We start from the raw sequence: 14406 nt of genomic DNA on the forward strand, positions 1-14406 counted from the left end.
AACGCCGTACTGGTTTAAAGTTAATCCACTATACGTGCAAGCGTTTTCAGACGACCTTTACTTTGTATTCATGCAATAAACCAGCACCTGTTTATTGTCTGTACTTCCCTTGCCTTATCCCGTCCTACGTTTCATCCGCAAACAAAAAGGTCGTCTGAAATCCCGATATCGGTTTCAGACGACCTGAGAAACTCGAATTATTTGCCTGCTGCTTTTTGCAGAAGAGCGTACAACTCGTCTTTCAGTTTCAATTTAGCTTTTTTCAACTCTTCGATTTCTTCAGAGCCGCTGGTAACAGGGTTGTTTACCAAACCGGTAATTTTGTCATCCAGCTCGTTATGCTCATCAAACAATCGTGCAAAATGCGCATCTTCTTGTTTTAATTTTGAAATTAAATCGCGATATTCTGGAAACATTTTGTTTTCCTCTTTCGTTGATATGGATAAAACGGCGCAATGCCAAGAAACTGATGGAAATCTCTATAGTTTCATTATAACAAAGCTATCGCTTTTATTCAGCCTTTTTTATCAGGCTGAGTCTGAGCGATATCAAACCCATTCGTTCGTAGAACAGCTTTTAAATATCCGTGTTTTGACACAATATAAAGAAAGTAACAAGACATTATTTTCTCAATATTTATCAATACACTGCATAAAACCCGATTAAGCCGCAATCCAAATATAGTGGATTAACTTTAAACCAGGACGGCGTTGCCTCGCCTTAGCTCAAAGAGAACGATTCTCTAAGGTGCTGAAGCACCAAGTGAATCGGTTCCGTACTATCTGTACTGTCTACGGCTTCGTCGTCTTGTCCTGATTTAAAGTTAATCCACTATATAATGGGTTTCAATAATACGTTAGCTATAAAAAGTCGTCTGAACTAAGAAAAGCTTTTTTTCAGACGACCTTTCTAATGGCTATTGAGATGCGTTATCAATAAAGTGAAAGATTAATGAAGATCGTCTGAACAACATAATGATTTCAGACGACCTATTCTCTTCCCATTATTCAAATAAAACGTCTATACCATCTTCGCCCAACTCCAATTTTGCATGTTCAGGCATATGCCCTGCGGTTTGCTGCCATTGCAAAAAGCTTTGCGCGATGGCAGGCATGACTTGGCGGTTGAGCAAATGGTCGATATTGCGTGCGCCGCTGTCGCCGGTAGTGCAAGAATCAGCCAGAAGCGCTGCAAAATCTTCGCTGTAACTGAGGCGTGTTTGATGGGCTTCGTACAGTCGGTCAGCAATTTTGTCCAGCTTCAGTCTGACGATTTGAGCCAATGCCTCTTTTTCCAACGGACGATAAGGAACAACCTGCATACGCGCCAACAGAGCGGCTTGGAAATGGTCTGTCAGTATCGGACGAATCGCTTCTGCCAACTCTTCCAGACTAAATTCAGGCGTTTCATCGGTTTCAACAGGGTCGTCTGAAACGCAGGCGTTTTCAGACGAGCCATCCGGCATTTGTGCAGAAAGTTCGACTTCAGTGTCCACAATCTGCTCTTGCGTGTTTTGCTCTTTACCTTCTTCTGCAACAGCTTCTTCGGTTTCTTCAGGCTCTTGCGGTTGCAGCAATTGGGTCAATTCGTTCGCACCCAAATTTGACGTCATCAGGATAACGGTATTTTTGAAATCGATTTCCCGACCTTCGCCGTCACGCATCATGCCTTTGTCGAAAACTTGGTAGAAGAGGTTGAGAATGTCTTTATGGGCTTTCTCAACTTCGTCCAATAATACGACGCTGTAAGGTTTTTGACGTACTGCTTCGGTCAAAACGCCGCCTTCTCCATAACCGACATAACCCGGAGGCGAACCTTTGAGTTGGGAAACGGTATGCGCTTCGCGGTATTCGGACAGGTTGATGGTAATCAGCGATTTTTCGCCTCCGAACAGCGCATCTGCCAAAGCCAGCGCCGTTTCTGTTTTACCTACGCCGGACGGACCGCTCAACAGGAATACGCCCAATGGGGAATCGTTGGTTTTCAAACCGGCTTTAGCGGCTCTCAAACTTTGCGCAATAGCATGAATGGCTTCACTTTGCCCAACCACGCGTTTCTCAAGCAGGCTTTCCAGTTGCAGCAGGTTTGCCAGTTCGTCTTTGAGAACGCTGCCTGCGGGGACACCCGTCCAATCGGCAATAATATCGGCAATTACGGTCTCATCAACGCTGGTGAAAATCAGTGGTTTGCCGGCGACAACGGCATCAAGCTGCTGCTGTTTCTCGGTTAGGCTGTGTTGCGCGGCTTGTCGCTCTTCAGAAGTCAATTCTGTATTTTTGGCAGCTTCCATCAAGGATTGGATTTCATCCGCCAATTGTTTTTCTTCCTGATATCGGCGGTTCATTTCCTCGCGCTCTTCATTCAACTGGGCAATCTCTTGCTCAACTTGTCGAATGTTATCTTGCTGCGATGCATTCAGACGACCTAATTGCTTGTCGGCATCCAATGCTTCCAGTTCGCGCTGCAGTGAAGAAATTTGGGCATCCATCAAACCGAAAATATGAGGCACGGTATCCAAACTCATGCGGACGCGTGCGGCTGCCGTATCCAACAAATCTACGGCTTTGTCCGGCAGTTGGCGGCCGGTAATATATTTTCGGGAAAGTTGTACGGCTGCGATGACGGCGGAGTCCTGAATATGCACTTTATGGTAAGCGGCATAACGTTGCTTCAAACCGCGGAGCATGGTGAACGCAGCCTCATCATCGGGTTCGTCAACCTTGACCATTTGGAAACGGCGTTCCAACGCGGCGTCTTTTTCAAAGTATTGTTTGTATTCGCTCCAGGTTGTCGCTGCGATGGTACGCAATTCACCCCGCGCCAAAGCCGGTTTTAAGAGGTTGGCTGCATCCGCGCCGCCTGCACTGTTTCCTGCACCGATTAACGTATGCGCTTCGTCGATGAATAATAAAACGGGTTCTTCAGAATTCTGAACAGCCTCGATAACATTGCGCAGGCGTTGTTCAAATTCGCCTTTCACCCCTGCACCCGCTTGCAGAAGACCTAAGTCCAACACCAATACTTGGGTGTTTTCCAATATTTTAGGTACCTCGCCCGAAGCGATTTTCAATGCCAGACCTTCTACCAATGCAGTTTTACCGACACCCGGTTCGCCAACCAAAATAGGGTTGTTCTTACGGCGACGCGATAGAATATCCATCATTTGACGGATTTCGGTTTCGCGTCCAAATACAGGGTCAATACCGCCCTGAGCGGCTTTTTCAGTCAAATTGACGGTAAAACGTGCAAGCGCATCGTTTTGTCCTGCTGTAGCGGTTTGTTGGGGTTTAGATTCCGCTGAAACTGTATGCTGACCTTCTTCTGAAGCCGGCTGCGCAAATGTATTATTCTTACCTTCGATAGAAACTTCGTCCAACCAAGTTTTCAGACGACCTATCTGTGTTTCAGTCAGGCTTAATAAGGGCCATGCTTCCTGCGTCATCAGACGGTAAGGAGATTTCAGCAATGCCTGATACAGGAAAGCCGAACGGATCTCAGATGCACCTTCGTCACTTGCCAACAACCATGCATCCGACAATAAACTAATCAATGATTTAGACAAAGAAGGATTACCACGAACATTGCGTGGAAGTTTGTCCATCGTACTCAACAAAGGATTCCAAATATTTTCTAAATCAATTTCGTAACGCCTCAATAAGGCATTAACGTCTCCATCCCCTAGTTCGAGCAATTTGATAAATAAATGGTCAACCGTAATTTCGGCATGACCTCGTGTTTGACATAAGCCGGCTGCAGCTTCCATCGCCTGCTGACAATGCGTGTTCAGACGACGTAATAATAATGCTTGATCATGTGCAGACATTTGATATCCCTGATGTAAAAATGTGTTATAAAAAAGTGCTACCTTTATCAGGCAGCACTTTATGTGGATTATTAAGCGCGGCTTTCGTTCCAGCTGTCGGAATGAATGATGTTTCCGTCTTTATAAGTCCAAGTGATTTTTTCGTAACGCAATTCAACGCGTTCCAAGTGATTGTAACGTTCGCGAGCAGGATCTTTGATGTTGTGCATTACAGGACCTACTGCTACAACTTTAACGTTGTCCAGTTTGGTATTGAAATACTCTTTCTCTTGACCGGAAGCGTCAATTTGGTACCACTTGATTTCTACTTCTTTCAAAGTTTGACCAGTTGTTACTGCTTTGTACAGGTATGGTGAAGAAGCATCGTATTCTTTGAACAATACGATAGGTTCGTGAACGCGAGTACCTGTCAGTTTGCCGGTATTGGCATCCGTAGGAATACGGACATTGTGCAGAAACTCAACGATTTCAACGCTGTCTTCGCGACCATTGACGTCAACAGAACCTTTAATAACGGAACCGCCATCGTCTTTCAACCACATATAAGCAGGAATTGCCATATTTTTACTCCTTAGTTTTATTGAAAACGCCTTAAGTTGTGAGGCTTAAAGCAACTTGTGCTGCATTAAATTTACTGTTTTACAGCCGGAATCAGTATGATCTCAACCCTACGGTTTTTGGCCTTACCTTCTTCCGTCTGATTATCTGCAATAGGCTTGGTATCACCCAATCCTTTAACCTCAAACCGACTCTCCGGAACATTAGAAGAGATAACCAACCAATCTTTGACCGATTGAGCACGCTTTTCTGATAATTGCTGATTAGAAACAGGATTTCCAACATTATCAGTATGTCCTTCAACTAAAATTCGTGTATCAGGATGTGACTCAATTGCTTTTAATGCACCAATCAATGCTTTATTGGCATTATTTTTTAGTTCAAACTGACCTGTTTCAAACAAAGCCAAGCTGTCTAAAGTAATAACTACAGGTTTCACAGGTTCCGGTTTTATCGGTTTCGGAGGTGGAGGATCTTTCGGCATTAAGGCTTTTAACTTTGGAATATATAAATCCGCATGATATAACCCTAATCCTAAATGTGCTGGTACACCCTCATCACGGTATTTCTCAAGCAATTGCAAATCCTGCTTTAGCAATACCAAATGTTGTTGCCGCTCATTTGAATTTGCCTCAGACCGAACATTTTCTATATGCCGACTGATTTGTTCTATTAAACGGCTATTGTTTTTCATAGAGAAAAACGAAGCAGATAAAAAACCTAATGCACAAACAGATAATACTTTAAAAAGTATATCAATAGCATGATTTTTATGATAAACGGTATATTTATCTGACAATTCGGTATGAATATATTGAAATTGATTACCTTGATAATTATTAAAAGAATGGATTAACCCTTGTGTATTCTTAGAAATATAAGTTGCCCATACTGATTTGGCTTGGCAGTCTCCATCGTCAACTACGCTTAAGCTGCGCACATCGATATATTCCCACCCCCCGTCTGTACGATTCAACAATTGCTCCTCGACGCAATTGAGTGCCTCGATCAGCCATATATATTGACAGCCGTTTGATTGTTTATTTTGTTGTAAAAACTCAATAGACAGACTTTCTTTAAAATCAGTAAAAAACTGATTAATATTTAATACATTCCATCTGCCTTGAGTTTTTAAGGCAAAAAATAGCTCTCTTTTATCTGAAGACTCTTTGAAAAGAAAGGGAGCACGAATAACAAAACTTACAGGTATAGATATACCCATCTTTTTTTGCAAAAACAATATATTGCGCAACCACCCCCGCATAACCATAGATACATCGGCATTTATGGCGGGAGACAACACCAGCTCTATGCTGAGTGAGATTTGTTTACGGGCTATATTCTGAAGCAGATTCCAAACTACAGTGTATAAATGTTCTGGATTAAAAATATTTATATATACTGTGTCATCATACCTCTCGACTAAATTCGACATCTTCACTGCAGAATCAGGCATGCGCAAAACATAACGCCCAGTAAATCCAGTATTATTTAATTCTGTCGAAATTTGCTGCCAAACTTCTGAACCAATACTGATATTTTCCTTGTTCTTACGCTGCCTGATTAACCAAGCACAAAATATAGCAACAATTGACAAAGCTAGAATACCGCCTTTCAGCATCCAACTAGCTTGCCAATATATTGCCAATACATAAAACAGTATAAGCTCAACTACTATAAAAATAATGAAAGACGAGAGCTTTTGATAAGTCATTATGAAATTACTCTAAATTTATAATGCTTGAGTTTGTTCAGCCAAAGTATCCAGATAGTATCCAAATGCAAAATAAGCTACTACTGCAATAACAGAACAACAGATAAATACCCATATCGGACTAATCGTCAGCAAACTCTTAAGAGGCATGCTTTTACGATCGACATAGAATATTTGCCCATCTTGAGTTACCGCATTGCTAGACAACCCGGCAACCATTTTTTTCAAGCTATTTTGTGAATTTTGAAGAGCCATTTCATCTAAAATATAACGTCCCTTGAAGCCCAAATTGATTACACTCAAATATGCCTCAGCGATCAAAGAATTGGCACTGCCTGTTTTGCATAGCTTTTCAATTTTGTCGCACAATACATCGCCTGCATTGTATGATTGGAAGAAATGTACTTGCATGGGATTCATTTCCCACACTTCTCGATCACTTCCTTGCAGATTCTGCAGTGCAACCTCATCCAAAAGCGCACACTGCGCATAAGAAATCTCTTCAATCTCCTCTGCACTACGACCAGAGCTTGCTAAATTTTTTCTTAAATTCTCTACCAAAGTTTTGCCATACTCATACCATGTTGAGGCATGCTCGGGACTAAAACCTGCCGATAATGCGGATACGGTCAAAGCAGTATCTCTTAATTCACTTCGAATCAATGGATTATGGTTCATATTAAATACTCACTACTGCAAATAAGCTTAAATGTAAATTGGGTATAGATGTTGGAACGTAAATACTACATACCTGCGATTGCATCATTCTTGAAAATGCCACATGCCGTTTGTCTAATCTGAAGTAAACATTATCCATTCGGAACGGCAAACCAGGAGGGGTTTGATTCAACAACTGCAAAGGCACTCCCATTACTGCCGTATTGATAACGCGTTCCACGTCTTCAGGCGCACCGATTTTGCTGACCAATGGCAATTGCTTCTGCAATTCAGCAAAAACAACGGAATCAGAATGTGCCGAGATATAAAACTCCGCATTATCATCAATTCTGCTGTCAAATATCTGAGCTCGCCAATGTGTAGATTTTGTATGTTCTAACGACAATTCGATGACAGGCGATGGAATGACTTCATCTAACAGACTGCGGATTTTCAACTCCAAACGGTTGAAGGTTCCAAACAGATCAAAATGATCGTATGGTTCCATCTCATTCACAGATTCACTCACCCTGAATGTGTACAACATACCAAGTAAACGAACCAAGAGCTTATAAAGCTCCTCTGGATGTTGCTGCGGATAATCATTCAAATGTTTCAATTCAGGATAAATCGTATTTAATCCGTGCAAGAACCAGAACAAGGTCGAGTCAGACACAGAAAAATCGACCGTATTTTCACTACGCGCCCGGCGGCGGGCGGATAAATTATCTATACGGGACAACACCAGCAAAGTGATTCTATTCAGACATGAAAGTAAAACTTCCGAACCTGTAATCGACAATAATGGAGGGATGTAGTCTTTAGACCAAATCAATGCCCCATTCTCGTTTTTTTCCACTACGCCGATGGGGCATGTAATGTAATCGTCATTATCCTCGAAATCAAAACGAATTTGTAAATTTAATTGCTCAACGGCAAGTTCTGCCTCCTCAGCGGAAAATAAATCCTCAACTTGCTCGAACTTTTTCACAAACCGTCTGGGGGTATTTCCAGCCCCGTTTTCATCCACCAAATTCGGTACATGCGCTTGATAAACCGGGAGAGCCAGCAACACTGTATTTCTTGCTCTCATAGGCAGGCTATTAATATCACGAACTTCAACAGAGCCACTGCCCGACTGCAAGTCGATTAGAGTTCCGTCAGGCAGGCAGGCCTGAAGCTCATTCAATTTAATTTTTCCTAATTCAAGCGTCTGCTGGTCGAACTCACAACGAAAACATCCCCACCTGAATTCACCCATCAATTTTATTACTGTTGCATAAATGTAACTATTAAAAACGTTTTGTTGTTGGAAGTGCTGAGGAGAGAGCAAGACACCCTCTTCCCATAATGGTTTATGAAATTTCACTGTTTATACCTTTTAAATACCTTTTGTCAGATAAATTTTGAATGCAATAGACAACAGTATACCTAACATTTATACTATTTAGATAGAAATATATCCAAATTTAGTATTTATATTTCATTTGAAACGAAAGATTTTCCCTTCAACACATAACAGAGAATAGGATTAGCCGTGAGCAAAAGTTTCCAAAACGAAGTTCCACCTTCACGTATCAATATCAAACTAGACCTCCATACCGGAGGCGCACAGAAAAAAGTCGAGCTTCCGCTCAAACTTTTAGTCACCGGTGATTACAGCAATGGTCAAGACAAACGCGATCTTGCCGAAAAAGAAAAAGTCAATATCAACAAAAACAACTTTGATTCCGTATTGTCCGACTTCAATCCTAAAGCCAACCTGACTGTAAAAAACACCCTCTCCCCTGCCAGCGGCGAGATGAACATCAATTTGAATTTCAAATCTATGCGGGATTTCCACCCGGAACAAATTGCACAAAATGTTCCCGAGCTGCGCGCTTTATTGGCTATGCGCAACCTGCTCCGTGATTTGAAATCCAACCTGCTGGACGATTCGGCATTCCGTCGCGAACTGGAAACCATTTTGCGTGACGAAAATCTATCTGCCGAACTGCGCGACCGCCTCGAAAAAATTGCACCTGTTAACAAATAAAACACAAGGTCGTCTGAAAACACCCGTAAGGATTTAAAATATGCAAAAACGCCAAGAAGCCCAAACAACCGTTATAGAACAAGAAAACACAGCCAGCGTTTATGAAGCGCTGTGCCAAAAAATCAACTTAAACGCCGTCGACTCCGTCATCGACATCGAACAGTTCCAAAGCGCCGAAAAAATGTCCGAAGCCTCTGCGGATGAACGCATTGCAGCGGCGGTCAGCGTATTTTTAAAGATGATTCAAGACTCATCTCAAAAAGTAGAACGCCTCGACAAAAGCCTGTTGGACTACCATATCGCACGCATTGACGAACAACTCAGCCGCCAATTAGATGAAATCCTCCATAACGAAGAATTCCAAAAAATCGAATCTGCATGGCGCGGTCTGAAATTCTTGGTTGACCGTACAGACTTCCGTCACAACGTTAAAATCGAAATCCTCGACGTCTCCAAAGAAGACTTGATTCAAGACTTTGAAGACGCACCCGAAATCGTCCAAAGCGGACTGTATCGCCACACTTATAGCAACGAATACGACACCCCGGGCGGCGAACCGATCGGCGCAGTCATCTCCAACTACGAATTTGACCGCAGCCCGCAAGACATGGCTTTGCTGCGCAATATTTCACGCGTCTCCGCTTCTGCACACATGCCATTCATCGGCTCTGTCGGCCCATCTTTCTTCGGTAAAGAAAGCATGGAAGAAGTCGCCGGCATTCAGGACTTGGCGAACTATATGGACCGTGCCGAATACATCAAATGGAAAAGCTTCCGCGAAACCGATGATGCGCGCTATATCGGCCTGACCCTGCCCCGCTTCCTTGCCCGTCTGCCTTACGGTAGCGATACAGTTCCTGTACGCAGCTTCAATTACGAAGAACAAGTTAAAGGCACCGAACACGATCGTTACTTATGGGCAAACGCATCCTTTGCCTTCGCTGCCAACATGGTTCGCAGCTTCATCAATAACGGCTGGTGCGTTCAAATCCGCGGACCACAAGCCGGCGGTCTGATTGAAGACTTGCCTATCCATATGTATGATTTGGGTACCGGCAATCAAGTAAAAATCCCTACCGAAGTCCTGATTCCCGAAACCCGCGAATTTGAATTTGCCAATTTGGGCTTCGTACCGCTGTCTTTCTATAAAAACCGCGATTACGCTTGCTTCTTCTCGGCCAACTCAGCGCAAAAACCTGCGCTCTACGAAACCAAAGAAGCGACGGCAAACAGCCGCATCAATGCCCGTTTGCCTTACGTTTTCCTGCTTTCCCGTCTGGCTCACTATCTCAAGCTGATCCAACGCGAAAACATCGGTACAACCAAAGACCGCCGTATGCTCGAATTGGAATTGAACACTTGGATCAATACATTGGTTACTGAAATGACAGATCCAAGCGACGAGTTGCAGGCAACGCATCCTCTGCGTGAAGCCAAAGTCTTGGTTGAAGATATCGAAGACAACCCCGGCTTCTTCAAAGTCCGTCTGTTTGCCCGTCCTCACTTCCAAATCGAAGGCTTGGATGTAAACCTGTCCTTGGTATCTCAAATGCCGAAAGAGAAAAAATAAACCCTTGAATAACGGTATCGCATGATTTGTCTTCCATATATTCATGCAATGAATCATTAAGACAGCAGACCCTTAGTTGTTTGCTGCCGAAGACAATCTAAAATGATGCTGGACTCAAGCGGTCGTTCTGTATTTGCTACATGAACGACCGCTTTATTTTTTGGCAAATGAAATTCGTTAGGACGACATCGCGTTTTCTCCTTATATAGTGGATTAAATTTAAATCAGGACAAGGCGCCGAAGCCGCAGACAGTACAGATAGTACGGCAAGGCGAGGTAACGCCGTACTGGTTTAAAGTTAATCCACTATAATGTCTAAATGCACTTCAGCCATCTCCTTGTTCCATTATTCTTTTATAAAAACCAAAAGGCCGTCTGAAACCATTTCAGACGACCTTTTTATGCGTTTATATCTTTACTTTTATTCCCACTCAATCGTGGCGGGCGGTTTGCCGCTTACATCGTAAACCACGCGGTTGATGCCTTTGACTTCATTAATAATGCGGTTGGACACGCGGCCGAGCAGCGAGTACGGCAGTTCTGCCCAGTGTGCGGTCATGAAGTCGCTGGTGATGACTGCGCGCAGCGCGACGACGTAGTCGTAAGTGCGTCCGTCGCCCATTACGCCGACGGATTTTACGGGCAGGAACACGGCGAAGGCTTGGCTGGTCAAATCGTACCAAGATGTGCCGTTTTCGTCGGTAGTATTGCGCAATTCTTGGATGAAAATGTCGTCCGCTTGTCGCAGCAAATCGGCGTATTCTTTTTTCACTTCGCCCAAGATACGCACGCCCAAACCGGGGCCGGGGAACGGATGGCGGTACACCATTTCACGCGGCAAGCCCAAAGCGACGCCCAGTTCGCGCACTTCGTCTTTGAACAAGTCGCGCAACGGCTCAAGCAGCTTGAGTTTCATGTTTTCAGGCAGGCCTCCGACGTTGTGGTGCGATTTGATGGCGTGGGCTTTTTTGGTTTTCGCGCCTGCGGATTCGATTACGTCGGGGTAAATCGTGCCTTGCGCCAGCCATTTGGCGTTGGTGAGTTTTTTCTCTTCGGCATCAAATACTTCGATAAATTCCGCGCCAATGATTTTGCGTTTTTTCTCGGGATCGGTAACGCCGGCGAGTTTCTCCATGAATTGCTCTTCGGCATCGACGTGAATCACTTTCACGCCCAAGTTGCGGGCGAACATATCCATCACCATTTTGCCTTCGTTCAGGCGCAAGAGGCCGTGATCGACGAACACACAAGTCAGTTGGTCGCCGATGGCGCGGTGAATCAGCGCGGCGGCTACTGAGCTGTCCACGCCGCCCGACAGACCCAAAATCACTTCGTCGCTGCCGACCTGTTCGCGGATTTTGGCAACGGCTTCTTCGATGTAGTTCGGCATCGTCCAGCTGGGTTGCGCGCCGCAGATGTCCAAGACAAAGCGGTTCAACAGGGCGCGGCCTTGTTTGGTGTGGGTCACTTCGGGATGGAATTGGATGCCGTAGAATTGTTTTTCAACGTTTTCCATCATGGCAATCGGGCATGACGGAGTATCGCCGATAACAGCAAAGCCGTTGGGCAGCTTGGACACTTTATCGCCGTGGCTCATCCATACGTCCAGCGTATTGGGCGCATCGTCGTAAATATCGCGGGTCAATTCGCTATCGATGGTTTTGACTTGCGCGTAACCAAATTCGCGCTGGTTGCCGGGCTGAACTTCGCCGCCCAAGTGGTGCGCCATAAACTGCATTCCGTAGCAGATGCCCAAAACCGGAATGCCCAAATCGAAAATGCCGGTATCGGCTTGATAGTCGGATTCGTAAACGGAATTGGGGCCGCCGGATAGGATGATGCCTTTCGGATTGAAGGCTTTGATTTCGTCCAAAGGCATGTCGAAGGAATGCAGCTCGCAATAAACATGGGCTTCGCGCACGCGGCGGGCGATAAGCTGGGTAACTTGCGAACCGAAGTCGAGAATGAGGATTTTGTCTTGGGTCATGGCGGGAACTTTGTAGAGTGATAGTGAACGGTCTGACTGTTTCAAAACGGGATTCCGATAACAAAACAGGTCGTCTGAAAACGGCGGATTATACCATTTTCAGACGACCTTTGCAGGGAGGGGGGCTTAGTTATCCTGCTGTTTATGCTGCTTATAAGGCACCATATCGCTGCGCGAAAGCAGCAGCAGGCAGCCCAGCACCATCATTCCCAAAGCAACCAGCGGCGAATATCCGAGCCAGTATTGATTGTGCAGATACACCGCCGCGCCGATATACACCAGCAGCGGGCCGGAAACGATAGACTGCTTGTTGACACCGTCCATCACCAAAACCGCAATCCCCGCCAGCACCATACCGGCGGACACGATGGTCGAAGTTGCGGGCAGGATGTCCGTCGTTTTCAAAAACCAAACGGCACCGAAGATAATCAAAAACAGCGGCAGGAAAAGCGAAGAGCGGGACATGGCGTTACTCCGTAAAATTTCAGACGACCCTGATTATTGGGTCGCAGAGGGCGTCTGAAAAGCCTGAAGAAAGCAATCTTGGGTATGTTTTTGCAAACATAGGGCTTGATGTGTAAAAAGCAGATACAAGTTTGCGGCAACATCGGCGTCATGCGGTCAATTCAAGCTGCTATCAGCCTCAGCGCACATTTTTCATCAAACGTTGTTTTTCGCGTTTCCAGTCCGCTTCTTTCAGGCTTTGGCGTTTGTCGTGTTGTTTTTTACCCTTCGCCAAACCGATTTCCATTTTGATTTTGCCTCGTGTGAAGTGCAGGTTCAACGGGACGATGGTGTAACCCGCACGCTCGGTTTTACCGATGAGCTTGTTGATTTCGGATTGCTTGAGCAAAAGCTTGCGCGGACGGACGGGGTCGGGTTTGACATGCGTCGAGGCAGTCGGCAGCGCGGTAATATGGCAGCCGACCAGATAAAAAGCGTCTTTTTTCCAGTAGATATAGCTTTCTTTCAGCTGCACCCGCCCGGCGCGGATGGCTTTGACTTCCCAACCTTCCAATACCAGGCCGGCTTCGAGCTGATCTTCGATAAAGAAGTCGTGAAAGGCTTTTTTATTATTGGCAATACTCATTATTTTGATTCTTCTATACTTTTCAGACGAGCTATTTTATCAGCGCGTCCTAGAAATGAAAATGTTTGAATGTGAATGGATGTGATAAACCTTGAGCAGCCCTGTCCTCAAAATCAAATACCCGACATTTCATCCGCAAGCCTGCCTGAATACCATTTGGCTTTATCCTTTATTTCTTTCCATCAACAAAAACAACATCACCGAATTCAATATCAAGATATCGTCGTTCAAACTCGCTTGGTCTTCTTTGTGCAGGCTAAATTTCCCTTCCCATAACGCCCTCAATTTCTTCAAGCGGTACACCAAAGTCCCGTCAGGTCGGGTAATCAAATAAGTCGGGTTGAAAAAAAGACCCGTCAGCGAACCCAAATAAGGAATCTGCCCTGCCATTTTGTCCAATACTGTCACCCACGGATTTTTTTCACGGATATGGAAAAGCAACTGATCTTCCGCATCCGTCACCTGATAGCTGGTACGCCAAAGCGACCCGACGCCATCATGCACCACTTTCCCCAAAACCTTACCTGAAGCATCTTGGATGATATAGGTCGCACCAAAATCAATAATCTGTTCCGAATGAATGGTGAATACGGGCGTATCCTGATTGCGGTCAGGGAAAACATTAATCAACTCTTTGAGTTTAAACATTTTCTGACGCGTATAAGCGATTTCGTTACCCGCTTCGTCTTTGACAAAAAAATCATTGGCAATGGATAAAAGTTTGAAATTGAAATAAAGCGGAAAGCGCAGACTTTTGGTTTCATGAGAAGCACTCATGCTTTCATACATTTTTATATAATCAATCATCAGATTTTTCCTTGCCGTTTTATAGTGGATTAACTTTAACCCGGTACGGCGTTACCTCACCTTGTCCTGATTTAAAGTTAATCCACTATACATAGAAGATGAATTGAAAGGTCGTCTGAAAGCCGTTATGCGGTTTGAACTGCACCCCAAAAGTTGGACATCCCC

The 14406-nt window shown here is 44.7% G+C and carries 12 protein-coding genes; 2 read left to right on the forward strand and 10 right to left on the reverse strand.

Annotation, left to right across the window (positions count from 1 at the left end):
* Nucleotides 1-197: 197 nt before the first annotated feature.
* The 6 genes from HMPREF3277_RS13090 to tssK all read right to left on the reverse strand — a co-directional run bounded on the left by HMPREF3277_RS13090 (nucleotide 198) and on the right by tssK (nucleotide 8121).
* A complete protein-coding gene (locus tag HMPREF3277_RS13090; protein WP_003760086.1) occupies nucleotides 198-416 on the reverse strand; it encodes an HP1242/YdcH family protein in 219 nt (72 codons plus the stop codon).
* 587 nt (nucleotides 417-1003) lie between these two features.
* Nucleotides 1004-3823 (reverse strand): type VI secretion system ATPase TssH, encoded by a 2820-nt coding sequence (gene tssH, locus HMPREF3277_RS13095; protein WP_070871369.1) that lies wholly within the window; start codon nucleotides 3821-3823, stop codon nucleotides 1004-1006.
* Nucleotides 3824-3894: 71 nt separating this feature from the next.
* Nucleotides 3895-4383 carry an Hcp family type VI secretion system effector gene (locus HMPREF3277_RS13100; protein ID WP_003760091.1) on the reverse strand — a complete coding sequence of 163 codons (489 nt, stop codon included), beginning with the start codon at nucleotides 4381-4383 and terminating at the stop codon, nucleotides 3895-3897.
* 71 nt (nucleotides 4384-4454) lie between these two features.
* The gene (locus tag HMPREF3277_RS13105) at nucleotides 4455-6095 is read right to left on the reverse strand and encodes an OmpA family protein (RefSeq protein WP_070871370.1); all 1641 of its coding nucleotides are present in this window, start codon (nucleotides 6093-6095) and stop codon (nucleotides 4455-4457) included.
* Nucleotides 6096-6113: 18 nt separating this feature from the next.
* Entirely contained in the window at nucleotides 6114-6773 is a 660-nt protein-coding gene (locus HMPREF3277_RS13110; RefSeq protein ID WP_070871371.1) for a DotU family type IV/VI secretion system protein, read from the reverse strand.
* A gap of 1 nt (nucleotide 6774) precedes the next feature.
* Nucleotides 6775-8121 (reverse strand): type VI secretion system baseplate subunit TssK, encoded by a 1347-nt coding sequence (gene tssK / locus HMPREF3277_RS13115; RefSeq protein ID WP_003777742.1) that lies wholly within the window; start codon nucleotides 8119-8121, stop codon nucleotides 6775-6777.
* Nucleotides 8122-8289: 168 nt separating this feature from the next.
* Here tssK and tssB point away from each other — a divergent pair, with 168 nt between their 5' ends.
* Both tssB and tssC read left to right on the forward strand, forming a co-directional pair.
* Entirely contained in the window at nucleotides 8290-8787 is a 498-nt protein-coding gene (gene tssB / locus HMPREF3277_RS13120) for a type VI secretion system contractile sheath small subunit (RefSeq protein ID WP_070871372.1), read from the forward strand.
* Nucleotides 8788-8827: 40 nt separating this feature from the next.
* The gene (gene tssC, locus HMPREF3277_RS13125; protein ID WP_003760102.1) at nucleotides 8828-10357 is read left to right on the forward strand and encodes a type VI secretion system contractile sheath large subunit; all 1530 of its coding nucleotides are present in this window, start codon (nucleotides 8828-8830) and stop codon (nucleotides 10355-10357) included.
* A gap of 421 nt (nucleotides 10358-10778) precedes the next feature.
* On the opposite strand, the gene guaA is transcribed toward tssC, so the two are convergent.
* The 4 genes from guaA to HMPREF3277_RS13145 all read right to left on the reverse strand — a co-directional run bounded on the left by guaA (nucleotide 10779) and on the right by HMPREF3277_RS13145 (nucleotide 14241).
* The gene (guaA, locus tag HMPREF3277_RS13130; RefSeq protein ID WP_036491748.1) at nucleotides 10779-12344 is read right to left on the reverse strand and encodes a glutamine-hydrolyzing GMP synthase; all 1566 of its coding nucleotides are present in this window, start codon (nucleotides 12342-12344) and stop codon (nucleotides 10779-10781) included.
* 126 nt (nucleotides 12345-12470) lie between these two features.
* Nucleotides 12471-12809, reverse strand: coding sequence for a hypothetical protein (locus HMPREF3277_RS13135; RefSeq protein ID WP_003760104.1), 339 nt, complete (start codon nucleotides 12807-12809; stop codon nucleotides 12471-12473).
* A 178-nt stretch (nucleotides 12810-12987) separates the two neighbouring features.
* Nucleotides 12988-13437, reverse strand: a complete 450-nt coding sequence (gene smpB / locus HMPREF3277_RS13140; protein ID WP_269208434.1) for an SsrA-binding protein SmpB — start codon at nucleotides 13435-13437, stop codon at nucleotides 12988-12990.
* A 159-nt stretch (nucleotides 13438-13596) separates the two neighbouring features.
* Entirely contained in the window at nucleotides 13597-14241 is a 645-nt protein-coding gene (locus HMPREF3277_RS13145; RefSeq protein WP_003764743.1) for an LURP-one-related family protein, read from the reverse strand.
* Nucleotides 14242-14406 lie beyond the last annotated feature (165 nt).

Source organism: Neisseria sp. HMSC70E02 (assembly GCF_001838645.1).
Taxonomy (GTDB): Bacteria; Pseudomonadota; Gammaproteobacteria; order Burkholderiales; family Neisseriaceae; genus Neisseria; species Neisseria macacae.